The 19,346-nt window shown below is 69.0% G+C and carries 17 protein-coding genes and 1 pseudogene; 8 read left to right on the forward strand and 10 right to left on the reverse strand.

Annotated features, from left to right (window positions below; all coding sequences use genetic code 11):
• Positions 1-59: 59 nt before the first annotated feature.
• Positions 60-989, reverse strand: a complete 930-nt coding sequence (locus QFZ21_RS09865) for a M15 family metallopeptidase (RefSeq protein ID WP_307377288.1) — start codon at positions 987-989, stop codon at positions 60-62.
• A gap of 73 nt (positions 990-1,062) precedes the next feature.
• Here QFZ21_RS09865 and QFZ21_RS09870 point away from each other — a divergent pair, with 73 nt between their 5' ends.
• Together QFZ21_RS09870 and QFZ21_RS09875 are read left to right on the forward strand one after the other, a co-directional pair.
• Positions 1,063-2,178, forward strand: a complete 1,116-nt coding sequence (locus QFZ21_RS09870) for an Rv2578c family radical SAM protein (protein ID WP_307377291.1) — start codon at positions 1,063-1,065, stop codon at positions 2,176-2,178.
• 51 nt (positions 2,179-2,229) lie between these two features.
• A complete protein-coding gene (locus tag QFZ21_RS09875; protein ID WP_307377294.1) occupies positions 2,230-2,769 on the forward strand; it encodes a YaeQ family protein in 540 nt (179 codons plus the stop codon).
• Positions 2,770-2,810: 41 nt separating this feature from the next.
• Here QFZ21_RS09875 and QFZ21_RS09880 read toward each other — a convergent pair whose 3' ends face one another.
• Positions 2,811-4,157 carry a hypothetical protein gene (locus tag QFZ21_RS09880; RefSeq protein ID WP_307377297.1) on the reverse strand — a complete coding sequence of 449 codons (1,347 nt, stop codon included), beginning with the start codon at positions 4,155-4,157 and terminating at the stop codon, positions 2,811-2,813.
• Positions 4,158-4,336: 179 nt separating this feature from the next.
• Positions 4,337-6,616 carry a DEAD/DEAH box helicase gene (locus tag QFZ21_RS09885; protein WP_307377299.1) on the reverse strand — a complete coding sequence of 760 codons (2,280 nt, stop codon included), beginning with the start codon at positions 6,614-6,616 and terminating at the stop codon, positions 4,337-4,339.
• 275 nt (positions 6,617-6,891) lie between these two features.
• On the opposite strand from QFZ21_RS09885, the gene QFZ21_RS09890 reads away from it, so the two are divergent.
• A complete protein-coding gene (locus QFZ21_RS09890) occupies positions 6,892-7,788 on the forward strand; it encodes an aldose 1-epimerase family protein (RefSeq protein ID WP_307377302.1) in 897 nt (298 codons plus the stop codon).
• 123 nt (positions 7,789-7,911) lie between these two features.
• Here the strand turns inward: QFZ21_RS09890 and QFZ21_RS09895 are convergent, their stop codons facing one another.
• Together QFZ21_RS09895 and QFZ21_RS09900 are read right to left on the reverse strand one after the other, a co-directional pair.
• The gene (locus tag QFZ21_RS09895) at positions 7,912-11,121 is read right to left on the reverse strand and encodes an efflux RND transporter permease subunit (RefSeq protein WP_307377305.1); all 3,210 of its coding nucleotides are present in this window, start codon (positions 11,119-11,121) and stop codon (positions 7,912-7,914) included.
• Between the two features lie 16 nt (positions 11,122-11,137).
• Positions 11,138-11,737: a TetR/AcrR family transcriptional regulator gene (locus QFZ21_RS09900; RefSeq protein ID WP_307377308.1), complete on the reverse strand. Its 600-nt coding sequence runs from the start codon at positions 11,735-11,737 to the stop codon at positions 11,138-11,140.
• A 251-nt stretch (positions 11,738-11,988) separates the two neighbouring features.
• Here QFZ21_RS09900 and QFZ21_RS09905 point away from each other — a divergent pair, with 251 nt between their 5' ends.
• Positions 11,989-12,726, forward strand: a complete 738-nt coding sequence (locus QFZ21_RS09905) for an ABC transporter ATP-binding protein (protein ID WP_307377311.1) — start codon at positions 11,989-11,991, stop codon at positions 12,724-12,726.
• Between the two features lies 1 nt (position 12,727).
• Complete coding sequence (locus QFZ21_RS09910; RefSeq protein WP_307377313.1) at positions 12,728-14,119, forward strand: FtsX-like permease family protein; 1,392 nt, start codon at positions 12,728-12,730, stop codon at positions 14,117-14,119.
• 14 nt (positions 14,120-14,133) lie between these two features.
• On the opposite strand, the gene QFZ21_RS09915 is transcribed toward QFZ21_RS09910, so the two are convergent.
• Both QFZ21_RS09915 and QFZ21_RS09920 read right to left on the reverse strand, forming a co-directional pair.
• Positions 14,134-14,493 (reverse strand): CrcB family protein, encoded by a 360-nt coding sequence (locus tag QFZ21_RS09915; RefSeq protein WP_307377316.1) that lies wholly within the window; start codon positions 14,491-14,493, stop codon positions 14,134-14,136.
• The gene (locus tag QFZ21_RS09920) at positions 14,490-14,882 is read right to left on the reverse strand and encodes a CrcB family protein (protein ID WP_307377318.1); all 393 of its coding nucleotides are present in this window, start codon (positions 14,880-14,882) and stop codon (positions 14,490-14,492) included. The genes QFZ21_RS09915 and QFZ21_RS09920 overlap by 4 nt, the downstream gene beginning before the upstream one ends.
• A gap of 102 nt (positions 14,883-14,984) precedes the next feature.
• On the opposite strand from QFZ21_RS09920, the pseudogene QFZ21_RS09925 reads away from it, so the two are divergent.
• Positions 14,985-15,128: pseudogene (locus QFZ21_RS09925) on the forward strand (FAD-dependent monooxygenase); the annotation flags it as partial.
• Between the two features lie 118 nt (positions 15,129-15,246).
• Positions 15,247-16,515, forward strand: a complete 1,269-nt coding sequence (locus tag QFZ21_RS09930; RefSeq protein ID WP_307377320.1) for an FAD-dependent oxidoreductase — start codon at positions 15,247-15,249, stop codon at positions 16,513-16,515.
• Positions 16,516-16,532: 17 nt separating this feature from the next.
• Here QFZ21_RS09930 and QFZ21_RS09935 read toward each other — a convergent pair whose 3' ends face one another.
• The 3 genes from QFZ21_RS09935 to QFZ21_RS09945 form a co-directional block, all read right to left on the reverse strand.
• Complete coding sequence (locus QFZ21_RS09935) at positions 16,533-17,345, reverse strand: nitroreductase family protein (RefSeq protein WP_307377322.1); 813 nt, start codon at positions 17,343-17,345, stop codon at positions 16,533-16,535.
• A 4-nt stretch (positions 17,346-17,349) separates the two neighbouring features.
• Positions 17,350-17,724: a hypothetical protein gene (locus QFZ21_RS09940; protein ID WP_307377324.1), complete on the reverse strand. Its 375-nt coding sequence runs from the start codon at positions 17,722-17,724 to the stop codon at positions 17,350-17,352.
• A gap of 262 nt (positions 17,725-17,986) precedes the next feature.
• Entirely contained in the window at positions 17,987-18,802 is an 816-nt protein-coding gene (locus tag QFZ21_RS09945; protein ID WP_307377326.1) for a MerR family transcriptional regulator, read from the reverse strand.
• Positions 18,803-19,001: 199 nt separating this feature from the next.
• Here QFZ21_RS09945 and QFZ21_RS09950 point away from each other — a divergent pair, with 199 nt between their 5' ends.
• Positions 19,002-19,316, forward strand: a complete 315-nt coding sequence (locus tag QFZ21_RS09950) for a hypothetical protein (protein ID WP_307377329.1) — start codon at positions 19,002-19,004, stop codon at positions 19,314-19,316.
• Positions 19,317-19,346: the final 30 nt, after the last annotated feature.

A 19,346-nucleotide genomic window follows, 5' to 3' on the forward strand; every position in this document is an offset into this window, starting at 1 on the left:
TTCGTGAGACTGGGTACCGCAGTTGTCGGATGCCGCAACGCGGGCTGCCGACGCCCCGATCAGCCCGTGTAGTCGGGCGCCGCAGGCAGCCCGAAGAACTCCTCGAGCGTGTGGAATCCGCCCTGATGGTAGGCCTCGGCGAGCTCGACGCCGACGTATCGGAGGTGCCACGGCTCGGGCGCGTACCCCGTGACCGGCGTGCCGACCTCTTCGTAGCGGACGATGAACCCGTGCTCCCAGGCGTGCGCCGCGACCCAGTCGCTCTGACCCGTGCCGCCGAAGCCGTCAAGACCACCGCAGCCCGCATCGCAGGCCACCACGTCGAGCGCCAGCCCCGTCTGATGCTCACTATGCCCGGGGCGCGCCGATCCGGCATCCGCATCCGACTGCCCCTGGGAGCGCACGTGGTTCGCGTAGGTCGTCACCTGCAGGCCGTAGGAGCGGTAGCCGTTGTTCGCGCCGATGCGCCCGACACCCGCCGCTTCGGCCGCATCCGCCATCCGGCCGACGGCCGCCGCGACGTCGGAGCGCACCTCTCCGGAGGGCGTCGTCATCTGGAGCGGCACGGAGTTCAGGCCGCGCGGCTCGTACTCCGGCGGATCGAGCGGGCGGTTCTTGTTCACCACGACCCAGAGCCGGGCAGGATCGCTCAGCGAGATGCAGGGGGCGTTGCCGGCGACCACGGCCGCGCGGAAGTTCTCGCCGCCCCCGAAGCCGGCGATCGCCCCGGCATCATCGCCGTTCGCGAGCGCTTCGGTCACCGCGGGATCGGCGCACGGATCGGCGGCGGGCGTCGCGTCGACCTGCACCGTCGGCACCTGCATCACCGCGGCAGGCTCGGGCATCGCGGGCTCGTTCGACGACGCGATCGGCGCAGACGCGATCGAGAACAGCATCCCGATCGCGGTGACGGCGACGCCGATCGGCAGTGCGGGGCCACGGATCGGGGACCGTGGAGCCGCATGCTGGGCGTGCGGCGTGACGTGCATCCGACCATTCTTCCATTCGAACGCATGTCGCATCACCTCTTGCCCCTCATTCGTTTCTATGTTCGAATAAGGTATGCGGTGGCAGGGACAGAAGCTCGGAGATGTGGATGCTGCGGCGCTGCCCGGGCTCGAAGACCGCTCGAGCGTCCTGCGCTCGGTGACCACCCCCGAGTTCGCCGGAATGACGTTCCACGAGGTGCTGTCGAAATCCGCGCTGAATCACGTGCCCGGCGCATCGCGGATGCCGTTCGCGTGGACGATCAACCCCTATCGCGGATGCTCGCATGCCTGCATTTACTGCTTCGCCCGCGGCACGCACGAGTATCTCGACCTCGACGGCGGCGCCGACTTCGACTCGCAGATCGTCGTCAAGGTCAACGTGGCCGATGTGCTTGCGAAGGAGCTGCGGAAGGGCAGCTGGCAGCACGAGACCGTCGCGCTCGGCACGAACACCGATCCCTATCAGCGCGCCGAAGGCCGGTACAAGCTCATGCCCGGCATCATCGAGGCGCTCGCGGCATCCGGCACGCCCCTCTCGATCCTCACCAAGGGCACGCTGATCCGGCGCGACATCCCGTTGCTCGTGAAGGCCGCCGAGCGCGTGCATGTCGACGTGCAGATGTCGATCGCCATGTACGACGACGAGCTGCAGAAGGCGATCGAACCCGGAGCCCCGACCACCCAGGCTCGGCTCGACACCGTGCGGGCGCTGGCGGATGCCGGCTTCCCGGTGACCGTCTTCCTGATGCCGATCATGCCGCACATGACCGACTCGGTCACCGCCATCGACGAGGCACTGAGGCGCATCAAGGAGTCGGGCGCGCGGAACGTCATCTACGGCGCCCTGCACCTGCGCCCCGGCGTGAAGCCCTGGTTCTTCCAGTGGCTCGGCGAAGCGCGACCCGACCTGGTGTCGTCGTATCGCGGCCTGTATCCGGGCGTCTCCGCCGAAGCTCCCAAGGCCTACCGGCAGTGGCTGTCCAAGCGAGTCCGTCCACTCATCCGCGCACACGGCCTCGATGGCCGGCACGAGGACGACTACCCGCAGCGCGGAACGCGTCCCGGTCAGGGGCACGTCGAATCGATCTGGCGTCAGGGCGGCCAGCAGACCGGGCGGCCGAGCGGGGCGGTCGCCTTCCGGACGACCGGGCCGGCCGCGGCAGCCTCTGCGCAGCCGACTCTGTTCTGACGACGCATTAACGGTCGGGCGGCCGACCCTCAGCCCGTAGGCTCGATCACTATGGCTACCGGCTCCACGATGCACACGTTCGACGTCCAGTTGGCCGACACCGACAGGGGCGTCTACGAGGACTACGCGCTGCGGGTCGCCCGGCATCCGTCCGAGACCGACGCCTACATGCTCACCCGGGTCCTCGCGCACGGGCTCGAGTACGCGGAGGGGATCACCTTCGGGGACGGCATCTCGTCGACCGAGGAACCGGCCGTGCTGGTGCGCGACATGACCGGCACAATCCTGGCCTGGATCGAGATCGGCGCACCCGACGCGGAGCGCCTGCACTACGGCAGCCGGCTCGCCGAGCGCACCGTCGTCTACACGCACCGCGACCCCGCCAAGGTCATGGCACCGTGGGCCGGGAAGAAGATTCACCGGTCCGACGCCATCCGGGTGTACAGCTTCGACCCCGGTTTCATCGAGTCCGCCGTGCCGCTGATCGCGCGCCGCAACATGCTGACGCTCACGGTGACCGAGCAGGTGCTCTACGTCGACCTGAACGGCACGTCGCTGACGACCGCGATCCACGAGCACGAACTGGGCTGAGCGCCCGCGCATCAGTCGGCCGACTGCTGTCGGCGAGGGGGTCAGACGCCGAGAGCGTCGTTCCAGGCCGTGACGAACTCTTCCTGCTTGTCGCCGTATCCGTTCACCAGGTTCGTGTGCAGCTTGCCGAGGACGTCGAACGAATACGCCGCATGCTCGAGGTTCGGCCCCCAAAGCGTCGATCCGAAGATCTCTGCCTCCTGCTCGCGCACTGCGACCGACTTGATCGCCGGCACGAGAGCGACCATGTCGACGTCGTGCTCGATCACGACGTCCAGCGTGTTCGGCGTGAGGGTCACGGCGTGCACCCCCTCGGCGGCGGCCAGCTCGAGGGCGGGTTCGAGACTGCCGAGGTAGCCGGTCGCGTTCGTGCTGAGCGCCTTGACCCGCATCCCCGGTCCGTCTTCCTGCTGCACGGAGAACTGCAGCGAGCGATAGGGCTCGAGCAGCGCCGGCGACGCGGCGAGCGTCTGCTGAACCGCCAGCGCGGTCTCGGCATCCGCCGTGGTGATCATCAGGATGTCGATCTGCGCCGATCGCGTCTCGACCCGCGCCGAGACGACACCGTCGATCGGCGCGAGAATCTCTCCGACCCGCGCATCGGCATCAGCATCGCGCCCGGTCGTCGTGACGATGCCGGCGCTGAGCGTGACCTTCAGGCCCGGCTCGGTGGCGATGAACGCATCGACCACGGGCGTCACTGCTGCCGCGTCGGCTGCGGTGCGCATGCGGAGGGTCAGCGCGTCATCCTTCAGCGAATACGTCTGGATCACGCCCGCTGACGCCACTGCCTCCACCACTTCGAATGCCGGCTGCAATGCCGCCGGGTCGCGGATCTCGATCGTCTTCCGCTCCTGCAGGTCGCTGACGACGAGCTGCGGTGTTCCTCCGATCGGCCCGGAAGCGGCAGCCTCCGTCAGAGGCGACACAAGAGTTACCGGGTCGACGCCGGCTTCGGCAACAACCTCCAGATGCAGTCCGCTCTCGCCCACGGACCCCCTGCCGCTGTAGACGCCCTCGACCTCGTCGAGAGCGGTCATCGTCGCGGCGAGCTCCGACACCTGCTCGTCGTCGCCTCCCAGGCGCCACTCCCATGCGCCCGATCGCACAGCGAACGTCCAGCGGTCGTCGACCGCCGAATCGGTCACGTCGTTCAGGCGCGCGGCGACGTCGGGAACATCGGCGGCAGCGATGCTGTCATCGAGCGTGATCTCGTAGTGCTTCGGCCCCGAGCCGCCGACGAGTTCGACCACCGTGACGCCGGATTCCTGCTCGAGCAGCTCCACGATGTTCTCGTTCGTCCTGGCACATCCGGCGAGGCCTCCGAGAACCACCGCCACTCCGAGCACGACTGACACCGCACGACCGACCCCCCGCTGGAAACGCATTACTCCAGCGTATGTGCAAACACTTTTCGGGGCGCAGGGCAGGTCTCCCCAGGTCCGGCCGTGAACAATTCCTCCAGAATGACGCCGAAAGGGCCCAGGACGGGTGGTCCTGGGCCCTTTCGGGAAATTCTTGCTGAGTTGTGCACGCCTCGGCCTCCCGGCCGACGCGACTCAGCGGCTCAGCTGGTGAGATCGGCCGCGGTCGGCACGCGACCGGTGATCTCCTCGATGATGTCGTCGTCGAGACGGGCGTTCTCGAACGGCGCGTCGATCTCGGCGCGCTCGAGCAGCTCGGTCATGCGACGCTGACGCTGACGCGTGATCAGCGTGACGACGCGACCGGAGCGACCCGCGCGGCCGGTTCGACCCGACCGGTGCAGGTACGTCTTGTACTCGTCGGGCGCATCGGCCTGGACGACCAGGTCGATGTCGTCGACGTGGATGCCGCGGGCGGCGACATCCGTCGCCACCAGCACGTTGACCCGGCCCGAGGTGAGGCGTTCCAGGTTGCGCGTGCGCTTGGCCTGGTTCAGGTCGCCGTGCAGCGAGACGGCCGGGATGCCGGCATCGTCGAATTGCTCGGCGAGCATGTCGGCGTAAGCACGGGTGCGGGCGAACACGAGCGTCTTGCCAGCGCGGTCGACGAGCGACGTGAGGATGTCGGCCTTGTCGCGGTGCTCGATCACGAGCACGCGGTGCTCGATCTGGCTCGAGCCCTGGTCTTCACCGGCGACCTCGAAGACGGCCGGGTCGATCAGGAACTCGTCGACGAGTGCGGCGACCTCGCGGTCGAGCGTCGCCGAGAACAGCAGCTTCTGGCTGCCGTCGGCCGTGTGACGGAGGATGCGCTGCACGGGCTCGACGAATCCGAGCTCGCACATGTGGTCGGCCTCGTCGAGCACCGCGATGCGGCAGTCGGAGAGGTCGAGCTTGCCCTGGTTGATCAGGTCCTCGATGCGACCGGGGGTGCCGATCACGATGTCGACGCCCTTCTTGAGCGCACCGACCTGGCGACCCTGCGGCACGCCGCCGTAGATCTGCGTGGTGAACAGGCCGACGCTGCGGGCGATCGGCTGGATCGTGCGGTCGATCTGCAGCGCGAGCTCGCGCGTCGGAGCGAGGATGATCGCGCGCGGCTTCCGGCCGAACTCGCGGCGCTTGCCGGCCTGCGACTGCAGCACGCGCTCGACGAGCGGCGCCCCGAAGGCGATGGTCTTGCCGGAGCCGGTGCGGCCACGGGCGAGAACGTCACGTCCTTCGAGGACGGCCGGGATGCTGGCCGCCTGGATCGCGAACGGCGAGGCCGCTCCCAGCTCGGCGAGTGTGTCGACGATGTTCGATCCGAGACCGAGGTCGCCGAACGTCACGCCATCGACCTCGACGGCCGCGACCGACTTCGCCTCGAGGCGATCGTGCACGACATCTTCGCCCTGCTCGAACTTCTTGGTCGGTGCGGAGGCGGGCTTCGCGTTCCAGTCGTTGCGGCTCGGACGCTCGTTGCGCGACGGGCGCCCACGGGTGTCGGAGGTCAGCGGGCGCACACGGTCGGTGCGGTACGCGCCACCGGTCGACGGACGCGAACGCTCGTCGCGGCCGCCCTCGAACGACCGCTGCGTGCGGTCGCGGTCGAAAGCACGACGGGCACGGTCGGCGTCGTACGAGCGCTCCGGGCGCTCCGCGCCACGGCTCGGCGCGGAGCCGCGGTCGTCACGGCGCGGACGCTCGTCACGATCGAAACGCTGGCCGCCGCGGTCGCTGCCCCGGTCATCGCGGTAGCTCCCCGAACCGGTCGGACGCTGGCCGCGACGGTCATCGCGGACCGGACTGCCGCCGTCACGGTGGTCGTTGTCGCGGAAGCCCTGGCGCTGCGTTCCCGCTCCGCGGTCGTCGCGGCGCGGACGCTCGTCGCGCTGGCCGCCGCGCTCGTCGCGGTAGGTGCCGGGACCGGTCGGACGCTGGCCGCCACGGTCGTCACGGCGCGAACGGTCGTCACGGTCGAAACGAGGACGCTCGTCGCGTCCGCCGTCACGGGCCGGGCGGTCGTCGAAACGACGCGCACCGGTCGAGGCGCGGTCGTTGAAGCGAGGACGCTCGGTGCGCTCGTCGCTGCGGTGGTGCGGTGCCTCGCGGCGGCCGGACTCGGCGCGGTTGCGGATGCCGCGGGCCTCGTCGCGACCCGCACGCTCCTGCGCGTTCCAGCGCTGCTTGGGGGCACCGGTCTCGGCCTCGGCCGGACGGTATCCGCGGTGACCGACGCTGCGGCTACCGGGGCGACGGTCGTATCCGCCTGCGGCGGGCGCACTGCGACGCTCGCCGGCATCCGCTCGTCCACCGCGCTCGGGACGGGCGGCGTCGCGACCGGTGGTGTGGCGGTCGTGGAACGAGGTCTTCTTGGCGCCGTAGCGCGGCTCGAAGTTGGCAGCGGGTCGTCCGCCGCGGGGCTTCTTGTTCTTGGGCAAAGCAGTTGTCCTTCTGAGTTCTCGCACGAGAACAGCGCTGCGCGCATGCGCGAGCACCCTTGCGTTCGTCTCAACAGACGATGCGGGGTTCCGGACTGTCAGCGGCCGGGGCCATTCATGTGATGGTTGATTTGCGTCGATCGACGCTCACCATCGGCCCCTGGACTCACACTTCTTACACAAAAACGTCCGCGCCATGCGCGGGTGTCCGAAGCCGACCGAACGAGTCTAGCGGGTGCGCCTGAGAGAGTCCTCCGCGACCGTACGATGGCGGAGTGAACTCTGCTCTCCCCACCGGCACCCAGGTACACCTCCAGTCCGGCGCCGTGACGGCGCAGATCGCCCAGGTGGGCGCGTCGCTGCGCTCCCTCCGCATCGGGGGCGTCGACCTGGTCACCGCGTATCCGCTGGACATCCCCACCCCCTCCTGCTCGGGGGTGGTCCTCACGCCGTGGCCGAACCGGGTGCGCGACGGGGTGTGGGATGACGACGGCACGCCCCGGCAGCTCGCGATCACCGAGCCGAAGTTCCACAACGCCAGCCACGGCCTGCTCCGCTTCGTCGCCTATGACATCGACCAGACGGATGCCGCCGCCACACTCAGCGCGACCGTCGTGCCGCAGACGGGGTACCCATACCTGATCGAGACGTCGGTGACCTACCTCCTGACCGACGACGGCATCGAGGTGGTGCACGTGCTGACCAACCGGTCGTCGGAGCCTGCTCCGGTCGCACTCGGCACGCACCCGTTCGTCATGATCGGCGACGTGGACACGCATGACCTGGTACTGCGAGTGCCCGCGGCGACCGCGTTCGAGACGGATGACCGGATGCTGCCCACCGGCACCCGCCCGGCCGATGCGGCTCTGCGCGACGGCATCCGGATCGGCGACACCTCGCTCGACACCGGGTTCACGGACCTTGCCCGCGACGCCGACGGGCTGGTCAGGACCACCCTCACGGCACCCGATGGCCGCCGCCTCACGGTGTGGCAGGGCGAAGGGTTCGACTACGTGCAGGTGTTCACGACCGACAAGTACCCCGGGCAGGAGCTCGCCGTCGCGATCGAGCCGATGACCGCCCCGGCAGATGCGCTGAACAGCGGCCTCGGCATCCGTCGACTGGCCCCCGGTGAGTCCTGGAGCCTCCGCTGGGGCATCGCGCTCGACTGACCAGCGCGTCCGGTCTCGCGCCGACGCTGTTCACAATTCAGTCAGAATTCGCGTGCGGGGGGTGAGATCGGTCGATCTCACCCCCCGCACGGAGTTCTTGCTGAATTGTGAACGCGCTGGCGGTCAGACCAGCCCGCGGTCGCGCAGTTCGCGGCGCGTCAGGTGCGACAGATCCGACAGACCGGACGCGTCGACCGTCGCCGACTCCGCCGATGCAGCAGCAGAGGGCGCCTCGGGACCGGTGGGTGCGTCCGAACCGGACGCCGCGGCAGCCGACCCGCCGCCCTTGCGGGCCTGGCGCCGCTCCTTCCGGCCCTCGATGAGGTTGTAGAGCGTCGGCAGCACGATCAGCGTCAGCACGGTCGACGAGATCAGCCCGCCGATCACGACGATCGCGAGCGGCTGCGAGATGAACCCGCCGTGGCCGGTGATGCCCAGCGCCATCGGGGTGAGCGCGAAGATCGTCGCCAGCGCCGTCATGAGGATCGGCCGCAAACGCTTCTCGGCGCCGGCCTTCACGGCATCCGCCGTCGACAGCCCCTTGATGCGGTACTGGTTCACCAGGTCGATGAGAACGATCGCGTTCGTCACCACGATGCCGATGAGCATCAGCAGACCGATCAGCGAAGCGACGCCGAGCGGCACTCCCGTGACGATCTGCAGCAGGATCGCACCGGTCGCCGCGAACGGCACCGAGACGAGCAGCTCCAGCGGCTGACGCAGCGACTTGAACGTCGCGACCATGACCACGTAGACGATCAGGATCGCGGCGAGCATCGCGAGTCCGAGCTGCGAGAACGAGTCGGCCTGCTGCGAGGCAACACCACCGACCTCGGCGTCCGCACCGTCCGGCAGCTCGACCGCGGCGAGCGCAGCGGTCACCGACGCCGTGGCGGTCGCGAGGTTGTCGGATGCCGGCGGCACGGTGATCGTCGCGGTGCGCAGGCCCTGCTCGGTCGTGATCGACGTCGGCCCGTTGCGCTCCTCGACCGTGGCGATGTCCCGCAGCTGCACGATGCCGAGCGGGGTCGGGATCGCGAGCGTCTGCAGGGCCTCGACCGTGGTCGGGGGCTCCGGCGTGACGATGTACATGGTCAGAGCGGTGTCGTCGATCTCGACGGTGCCGGCCTGCTGGGGACGCATCGTGTTCGACACGATCGAGCCGACGGCGACCTCGGAGAGCCCGCGCTGGGCCGCGGCATCCCGGTCGACGACCACGGCGATGTAGGGCAGCGAGGCCGCCAGGTTGTCGGTCACCTGTCCGACGCCGTCACGGCCGTCGAGTTCGTCGACCACGGCGGTCGTCGCGGTCTGCAGGTCGTCGGCGTTGGATGCCGAGACCGAGATCTCGATGTCGCTGGAGCCGAAGCCGGCGGATGCTGCGACAGACACTTCGCCGACCTCGTCGCCGAGACCGTCGATCGCCTTCTGCACGTCGGCGCGCAGCTTCTCCTGGTCGGCGTCGCCGTCGGTCAGCACCGAGTAGGTGACGCCCGCTCCGCCCGAGAAGGCGTCGCGCAGCGCCGAGCCGCTCGATCCGATGGATGCCTGCACGTGCTCGATGCCGTCGATGGCCAGCAGGGCGTCTTCGACGCTGGTCGCGGCATCCGACTTCGCCTCGAGGCTCGCGGTCGGACCGAGGTCCTGCGTGACCGTCATGGTGTTCTGGCCCGAGTCACTGAGGAAGTTGATCTTCATCAGCGGCGCTGCCGCGAGCGTTCCACCCAGCACCACGACCGCGAGGATCAGCGTGACGGCGGAGTGCTTGAGCGTCCAGCCCAGGATCGGGCGGTAGCCGCGCTGGAGCGCCGTGGGCGGTGCGTCCTGGTGCTCCGGGTCGATCGCCACGCCGTTCTCGTCGAGCAGCGGCTTGCCGGGGCGGAGGAACCAGTAGGCGAGCACCGGCACGATCGTGAGCGAGACGAGCAGCGAGGCGATCATCGCGATCGCCACGGTCATCGCGAACGGCCGGAACAGCTCCCCCACCATGTCGCCGACGAACACGATCGGAAGGAACACCGCGACGGTCGTGATCGTGGAGGCCGTGACCGCCATCGCGACCTCGCGCACCGCGAGCCGGATGGCGTCGCCCTTGTCGGCGTCGCCGACGTAGTGCCTCTTGATGTTCTCGATCACGACGATGGAGTCATCGACCACTCGTCCGATCGCGATCGTGAGCGCGCCGAGCGTGAGGATGTTCAGCGAGTACCCGAAGGCCTGCAGGCCGATGAAGGTGATCAGCACCGAGGTCGGGATCGAGATCGCGGTCACCAGCGTCGAGCGGATCGACAGCAGGAAGACGAGGATCACGATCACGGCGAAGACGAGGCCGAGCAGGCCCTCGGTCGCGAGGCTCTCGATGGACTGCTGGATGAACGGCGCCTGATCGAAGATGATCGTGAACTCGGCATCCGGGAATGCGTCGCCGATCTTGTCGAGCGCAGCGGTCACTCCCTGCGAGACCTCGACCGTGTTGGCGGCCGGGAGCTTGGTGACCGAGATCGACAGGGCGTCCTTGCCATCGACGCGCGAGATCGAGCTGACCGGGTCGGACTCCTGCACGACGGTCGCGACGTCGCCGATGGTCAGCGTCGTGCCGACCAGTGGCAGGGCGGCGAGCTCATCGACGGAGGTGATCTTCGCGCCGGTCTGCACGGTGAGCGTCTCGCCGTTCTCGGTGATGTCGCCACCTGGGAAGAGCGTGCCGTTCTGCTGCAGCGCGGTGTTGATCGCCTGGGTGCTCTGCCCCTCGGCCGCGAGCTTCGCGGCATCCGGCGTGATGCTGATCCGCTGGCCGACGCCGCCGACGATCTGGGCCGCGTTGACGCCGTCGACGTCTTCGAGCTCGGGGATCGCCACCGTCTCGAGTTCGGACTGCGCGTTCTCGGCGTCTTCGAAGCCGGTCACCGCGACCTGGATCACCGGGAAGTCATCGATCGAGACCGCCAGCACCTGCGGGGCGACGTCCTCGGGGAGCTGGCTCGAGATGCGGTTGAGCGCCTGCTGGATCTTCTGCTCCGCCGTGGCGAGGTTCGTGCCGTAGGCGAAGGTCGCCTGCACGATGGAGGCGTTCGTGGTGCTCGTCGCGGTGGTGTCCTCGAGTCCGGGCACGCCCTGGATCGCGGCTTCGACCGGTGTGGAGATGTCATTCTCCACCACCTCCGGCGATGCGCCCGGGTAGGTCGTCGAGACGATGAGGTTCGGCAGCTCGAGCGAGGGGATGAGCTCCTGCTTGAGGTTGGTCAGTGCCAGGCCGCCGAACACCGCGGCGACGATCGTGATGAGGGCGATGAGCGCCCGGTTCTTCAGGCTCAGGACGGCGAGATTCGACACGGCGGTTTTCCTCGGTTCAGGGTGCGGACGGCGCTGCGGTGCGACCGGGGGTGGTTTCAGTCTCGGGCATGCCGAGGATGCGGGTGAGCACGGTCTCGATGAACGTGCGGTCGAGCGCGGTGTCGCGGATCTGCGTGCTCCACATGACGCCGTCGATGAAGATCATCGCGGCGGTCGCACGGTCGACCCCGTAGGTGGGCTCGAGGAAGGCGACGAGCTGTTCGGAGAGGTGCCGTGCGAGCTTGCGCAGGCGCGGGTCGTGGATCGCGGCGGTGACGACCGCGCGATCGGCCTTCACCGCGTCGGCGTCGTCGAGTCCCTCGGCGATCAGGTCGGCGATCACCGCAGGGCTCGCGCCGCGCTGGGCCAGCGCGATGCGGACGCCGTCGAGCCGGGCATCCACCTCATCGGCGAGTGCGCGCAGGGCGGCGGCTCGGAGGTGGTCGAGGGTGTCGAAGTACTGGGTCGTCGCGCCGAGCGGCACGTTGGCGCGCGCCGCGACCATGCGGTGGGTGATGCCGTCGGCGCCCACCTCGACGATCAGCTCGGCCGCAGCCAGGATGATCGCGCGACGACGCGCTTCAGGATCACGTCGTCGACGTATGCTCTCTGCCATCTCAACCCCTTGGACATCCGTACATGTACATTTGTACATTCCCGGGTTGCGAGGATGCTGAGAAATACCGATATTCCGCGGAATTTCGGACCGTGGTACCACTCCGCGTCCTCCCACGGGATGATCTTTCTCCCCAGTTCGGCGACCGGGTGGGCGGCACCGACGCCACCCCCTACTGTGAAGCCGAACTCGAAGCTCGACCGGCACCCCCACGGTCTGCGATTCGCCCGCTTTCCGACGAGGAGTCTTCCGTGCCGTCCACATCGCTCATCCACGCCGACGCCCTGACCAAGGTGTTCGGTACCGGCGAGGAGACCACGCACGCCCTGCGCGGGGTGACCGTGGGGTTCGAGCCCGCGACCATCACCGCCCTGATGGGCCCGTCCGGCTCCGGCAAGTCGACGTTGCTGTACAACCTCGCCGGCCTCGATGTGCCCACCAGCGGCCGGGCGATGCTCCTGGGCGTCGACATCGCGACCCTGAACCGCACCGAGCTCGCGGAGTTCCGCCGCGAGCACGTCGGCTTCGTCTTCCAGCAATACAACCTCATCCCCTCGATCACCGTCTTCGAGAACGTCGCCCTGCCGATGCGCCTGGCCAAGAAGAAGCTCGACGTCGCGCACATCCGTCGCACGCTCGCCGCGGTGGGGCTCGAGGGCAAGGAGAGGCGCAAGCCCAGCGAGCTCTCCGGCGGGCAGCAGCAGCGCGTCGCGATCGCCAGGGTCATCGCCGCCCGCCCCGAGATCGTCTTCGCGGACGAGCCGACGGGCGCGCTCGACACCGCGACCGGCGCCGCGATCCTCGGACTGCTGCAGCGTTCGGCGAAGGAGCACGGCCAGTGCGTGGTGATGGCCACCCATGACCCGACCGTCGCGGCGCAGTGCGACCGCGTCGTCTTCCTTCGTGACGGGGCCCTGGTCTCGGAGATGCGCGCGCCCACCAGCGAGAGCGTCGCCGAGAAGCTCGTCGAGCTGCGCAGGGCCGCCTGACATGCGCGACCTCGTCGTGGCCGACCTCCGGCACTCGATCCGCATCTGGGCGGGCTCGCTGCTCGTCCTCGCCGTGACGCAGCTGTGCGCGATGTGGGTCACCGGTCTGCTCTTCGTCGGCATCGGGAATCTGTGGATGACCTTCTCCCGCGATCTGCCGCCGCTGGTCGACTCCACCGGGGCGACCATCCCTCCGGAGATCGCCTCGTTCCTTCCGTCGGGAATCGTCAGCGCGACGAGCTTCAGCTTCGTCATCGTCGCGGTCGTCTCGTCGATCACGGTCGGCAATGTCGTGAACACGATCGTCTACCAGCGGCGGCGGGTGATGGCGCTCTGGCAGCTCGCCGGGATGACGGACCGGCAGATGCTCGGCATCCTGCGCGCGCAGATCGCGCTGCTCTCGCTCGTCGCCTTCGCGGTCGCGGCCGCAGTGGCGCTGCTCACCGTCGAGTGGATCCTCGACCTGCTACGCGCCACCGACCTGCTCTTCACGCCGCCCATGACGACCGGGAACATCTACGTCGGCTACGCGGTCGGCGCGGCTGCCGGCATCCTGATCTGCATCGTCGCGGTGCGGGCGGCGGGTAAGGAGCTGCGGGCGATCAGTCCCCTCGAGGCCATCCGTTCCGAGGGCGTGCGCGAACTGCCGATGACCAGGAAGCGCTGGATCGGCATGCTCGTGTGGGGCGCGATCTCGGTCGCGTTCGCGATCACGGCGCTCTCGTCGACGACGATGTCCAGCGCCGGGAACAGCAGCCTGTTCACCGGGCTCTTCGCCCTCGTCGCGTTCATCGTCGGCGGGCCGTTGATCGTGATCGGCCTCATCCGCGTGTGGACGCGCGTGGTGCCGGAGCACGTCTCCGCATCGTGGTTCCTCGCCCGGTCCACGCTGCTCGCCGCGACCGCGCGGAGCGTCGCGACCGTCGGATCGATCGCGATCGCCGTCTTCCTCTTCACCGCCCTCTTCTCGCAGGCCTCAGCGGGCGGCGCCGAAGCAGACGTCGCGGGCTTCGTGCTCATCGCGGGTCTTCCGCTGGCGATCTCGGTCACCGGCTCGGTCGTGCTGGTGTTCATGGCCGGTCAGCAGCGCGAACGGGAGATCCACCTCGCCGAGCTCGCCGGTGCGACCCCGGCGCAGCAGAAGCGTCAGGCCGTCTTCGAGGCCGTGATCGTCGTGGTCACCGGCAGCGGCGTCGGGCTTCTCCTGAGCGTCGTCATGATCGCCGTGCTGCAGCCGGCGCTCATCGCGACGACAGGCGCTCCGGCTTTCGGCATCGCGTGGGGCTACTTCGCCGGGATCAGCCTCACCCTCCTCGCACTCAACGTCATCGCGACGGTGGTGCCGACGATGATCGCGCACGCGGCGCGGGACCGGATCGCGATCACCGGGTAGCGCGGCGAAGCAGCTCAGACCAGCGAACCGAGAGCCAGCCCCAGACCGGCCGCCGCCAGCCCGAGCAGCAGCATCCCGATGGCGTTGAAAGCGGATGCCGGGCGCTCGCCGTCGCGCCACAGGGAGACGGTGTCGAGCATGGCGGTGCTGAAGGTGGTGTAACCGCCGAGGAGGCCGGCTCCCACGACGAACGCGGCATCCGGCAGCGCCGTCGTGACGACACCCAGCGCGAAGGACCCGGAGAGGTTCACCAGCAGGATGCCCCACGGGAACCGGCGACCGGCGATGCGCGCGACGGCCCGATCGGCGAGGTACCGCAGTACCGCGCCGAGACCTCCGGCGAGCGCGGCGCCGAGGAAGAGGAGCGGGCTCATCGGGCGGCCGCCGTTCGAGGTCGTCCGAGCCGGAGCCCGAGGGCAGCGGCGGCGAGGCCCAGCGCGAGGCTCCCGACCGCATAGGCCGCGGCGAGCAGAGGAGCATCGGCCCAGAGCGCGATCGCGCCCGTCATGAAGGCGCTGTACGTGGTGAACCCGCCGAGCACGCCGGTGCCGAGCAGCAGGCGGAGATCCGCGGCTCCCGGTTCGCTGAGCCCGGAGAACGGCCGCGCGGCGAGGGCGCCGATGAGCAGGGCGCCGACCACGTTCGCGATCAGGACCGCGAACGGGAACCCGCCGGCATCCGGGACGGCGAGGCCGAGCCCGAGCCGGGCGGCCGTGCCGATCGTGCCGCCGAGAGCGACGAACAGCACGCGACGGAGATTCACCTTCGTCACTGTAGTCGCGGGATGCGCGCCGGATCTTTGACCGCGCAGCATCCGATTGTCAAGCCGGTGGGTGACTGCGGGTCGACGGCGTTGACTGACCCCATGAAGCCACTCTGGAAGAACGACACGTCCTTGCCCACCGGCTCCCCGTTCGAGCCGGGTGCGCAGCACGACGTCGTCATCGTCGGAGCAGGGCTCACCGGACTCACCACCGCCGTGATGCTGACGCGCGCCGGGCTCGACGTGGCCGTGATCGAGGCCGGAGACATCGCCGAGCTCGCCACCGGAGGGAACACCGGCAAGCTCTCACTGCTGCAGGGCAAGCGCCTCGCGGAGATCCGTAAGCATCACCCCCGCCGGGCTCGTGCGGGCCTACGTCGACGCGAACCGCGAGGGCATGGACTGGCTGACCTCCTTCGCCGACAGCGCCGGCGTGCCGTACACCTGGCGCACGGACCACTCGTACGCGCAGGGGCCCGACGGGCTCGAGGACGTGCAGGCTCAGCACGACGCGGCATCCGAGGCGGGGCTGCCGACGCGGATGCTCTCCCCCGGCGACCTGCCGGCGATGCCGTTCCCGATCGCCGGGGCGGTCGCGCTCGACGACCAGGTCACGATCGATCCGGTCACCGTCACCGCGGCTCTCGCCCGCGAGTTCCTGGCCGAGGGCGGAACGCTGCACACCGGCATCCGCGCCACCGGCGCTCACGCGCTCCCCACGCCGCGCGTCGACACGTCCGCCGGAACGCTGCTCTGCGACCACATCGTGCTGGCCACCGGCAGCGTCATCCTCGATCGAGGGCTCTACTTCTCGAAGACCAGCGGGATGCGGTCGTACTGCGTCTCGTTCCGGGTGCCGGGCGAGCTGCTCGAGGGGACGTTCCTCTCGGTCGACGGCCCGACGCGGTCGATCCGTCCGGTCTCGGATGCCGACGGCCCCGGCGGCACCGCCCAGCTCGTCGTCGGCGGGAACGGCCACCCGGTCGGGCGCTCCGACAGCGAGGCTGCGGCCGTCGCCGACCTCGTCGCCTGGACCACCGAGCACTTCCCCGGAGCAGAGGAGACGCACCGCTGGTCGGCGCAGGACTACCAGTCGCACAACCAGATCCCGTTCGTCGGCGCGTTGCCGCGCGGGCTCGGTGCGATCCGCTTCGCCACCGGCTACGCCAAGTGGGGGCTGTCGAACGCTCCGGCTGCCGCGCTGCGCCTGACCGCCGAGATCCTCGGCATCCCGTGGCGGGAGCGCTCGACATGGATGAACGCGATCGGCACGCGCCTGACCGTGCCCGCCGACCTCGCTCAGGGTGCGGTCGAAGGAGCCAAGGTCGCCGCCGCAGCCACCTCGGGCTGGGTGGAGGCCGAGTCGCGGAAGGTCCCGGTGCCGCAGCCGGAAGAAGGCCAGGGCGTGGTGGCGAACCGTGCCGGACTCCCGGTCGCGGTCTCGACCGTCGATGGAGTCACCCGCGCGGTGAGTGCCGTGTGTACCCACCTCGGCGGCGTGCTCGACTGGAACGACGCGGAGTGCACGTGGGACTGCCCGCTGCACGCCTCGCGCTTCGCCCCCGACGGCACCCGCATCGAAGGACCGGCGCTGGAGGATCTGAAGGAGCTCCCCCGCTCGGGTCGCGCCTGAGTCCGTCGCGCTGAGCCTCAGCTCTCGTGCGGGAGCTGAGCCTCGTCCCACCCCTGCTGCGGGGTCTCGCAGGTCTCGCGGAACACGTACTGCGAGGCGAGCTTGCGCTGGCTGCTCGACCAGTCGATCGCGGGTCGGCGCTGCTCGGGCGGAAGGTAGCCGAGCCGGTAGACGGCCATCAGCTCGAGGTCGTCGGGAACGTGCAGCAGGTCGACGATCTCGTCCCACTTGCCGGGAACCTCCATCGGGAACGAGATGAACTGGATGCCCATGCCGAGCTCGACGGTCGTGAGCCAGATGTTCTCCATCGCGGCGCCCATGCTGAACACCGAGTAGAACGACGAGAGCTGCCCGGGCCGGTACTCGCTGCGGTCGAGCATCACGCCCAGCAGCAGAGGTGATCCGGCGACGAGCTTCTGGTTCTCCGAGCCGAGGGTCTTCGGCACCCCGAACGTGTTCATGAGCGTCTGCCCGCGCTTGGTGAACACCTGGCTGGTGAAGGGCCGGAGCGCGGCCGGGAGCTTGTCGAACAGCATCCCGCTGCGCTTCTCCTCCATCTCGGCCTGACTGAAGCGGAAGTACGGCTTGTAGCGCTCGAAGAACGTGCCGTTCGACATCGCCTCCGTCATGCTCTCGCCCGAGATGCGGGCGATCCGCTCGATCGTGTCGCGGCTCTCGATCACGACGAAGCGCCACGGCTGGCTGTTCAGCTGCGAGGGTGCGCGACCGGCCGCCTCCAGCAGCAGGCGCTGGTGCTCTTCGGAGACCGGGTCGGGAAGCATCGCCCCGTTGGTCGTCTTGCGGCGGCGGATGGCGTCGAGCAGTTCCATGCGGTCACTTCCGGGTTGCGGGGCGGAGCGAGCACACGAGGCCCGCGATGACGAAGGGAGCCGCGGCGAGGGCGACGAGCGGATGCCGTCGGCCGTGCGACCCGAGATACGGGATGGCGGCGAGCGGGATCGCGGCCGGTGCGAGAGCCAGGGCCGCGCGGCGGCTGGCGCGTCTGGGGGCGCCCCAGAAGAGCGCGCTGACCGCAGCGACGACGGTGGTGCAGGTCGCGATGTAGAGCGCGTGGTGCAGCCAGCGGAAGTTCGAGGTGTCGATCACCTTCGTCGCGACCGCGGTGCCGAGAGCGACGTTCGCCCCGTATGCGACGGATGCTGCCACGAACAGCGGCGCAGCGTTCGTGCGCTGCCGTCGTTCCCTCATGCGATGACCCTACCGCCCGACCCTCCGACAGGCGCGCCCCCTTGCGCGCAGGCGACCGTGTCGATATCACTTCCCGGTTCCTGATTCCCGGTTCATGAGCGAGGAGCGCGACTTCCCGGTTCCTGAGCGAGGAGCGCGACTTCCCGGTTCCTGAGCGAGGAGCGACTTCCCGGTTCCTGAGCGAGGAGCGAAGCGACGAGACGAAGGGCGCCCATGCGGGGCTGTCCTTCGTCTCGCTGCGCTCGCTCAGGAACCGAGAGTGTTACAGGTTGCCCTCCGCGTAGATGCGGAGCGCGTCGCGGACGAACTCCGCACCGCGGGTGCCGCCGTCGGCCGTCGCGTAGTTCGCGCCGAAGCGCGGGTCTGCGACGTACATCTCGCCGAGCCCGATCACGTAGCCCTTGACATCAGAGTTGGGTCCCTGAGCCTGTCGAAGGGTGGCGGCGGGCGTGCCGGGCACGCTCGTGAGCCACTCGACGTGGCGCTTTGCCACGTCCTGCGCCTCAGCGGATGCCGGATCGATGCCGCTCTCCGCGGCCGCGATCCAGTCGCGTCCGAGGTCGGACACGCGCTGCTGCCACTCGGTGCGCTCAGCATCCGTCATGCCCCGCCACCAGCGGTCGCTGTCGGCGTAGGCCTTCTTTCCCCAACGGTCCTCGACCTCCTCCTTGTACTGGGTGTGGTCGAAGCCGTCGAACATGTTCTCTGCCATGAGTTCTTCACCTCCTCTCAATGAGTCGATGGTGGATTCGACCGACGCGATCTGTCGCGCCAGCCGGTCCTGCTCCTCACGCAGGAGCGCGAGGTGGGTCTGAAGAGCGGATGCTTCGGAGCCATCGGCCCCTGAGCCTGACGAAGGGTCGAGGAGCCCGGCGATCTGCGGCAGCCCGAGGCCGAGCTCCCGCAGCAGCAGAATGCGCTGCAGGCGCACGAGCGCCGAGGCGTCGTAGTGCCGGTACCCGTTCGGCGCGATGCGCGACGGGGGCAGCAGCCCGACGTCGTCGTAGTGCCGCAGCGTGCGGCTCGTCGTTCCCGCGAGCCGTGCGATCTCCTGGATCGACCAGTCCTTCTGCTCCATCTGCATCCTCCTTCCGTTGTTGTGCTTTCAGCCTAGAAGTTGACGTTGCGTCAATGTCAACTGTCCTCATATGACAATATATAGCGCTCATGTGCATTGCTTCCTGCGGCAAGCGCCTGTCACGATCGAGTTGCTTGATGAATCTCTTGAGGTGATTTATGTGCCATCGGGATGCAGAAGATCGAAAGGATCGAACGTCATGAAGTGGTTGTCTAGGATCATCGGAAGCCTCGTGGCAGCTCTCGTCGCCACGGTCGGCACCGCCGTCATCACCGCAATCTGGCTCATGTTCTCGGCGGGTTCGACCGAGGGTCGGCGCCTCGGATACTTCGGCGCCGTGTTCGTCGAGGTGAAGCAGACGCCGCAGGGCACCACCCAGCTGGGAGTGGGACTGGCCGACGCCCTCCCGCTCGTGCTCTCCGTCGTCGCGATCGCACTGTTCCTCCTCGCCGTCATCGTCGTGCACGACCAGCTGCGCGCACGGAGGCGGCAGCTCCTCGCCGACGCCGGGTGATGTGGTCGACGACGGCCAGCGTGCTCCGTG

This window comes from Microbacterium sp. W4I20 (assembly GCF_030816505.1).
Lineage (GTDB): Bacteria > Actinomycetota > Actinomycetes > Actinomycetales > Microbacteriaceae > Microbacterium.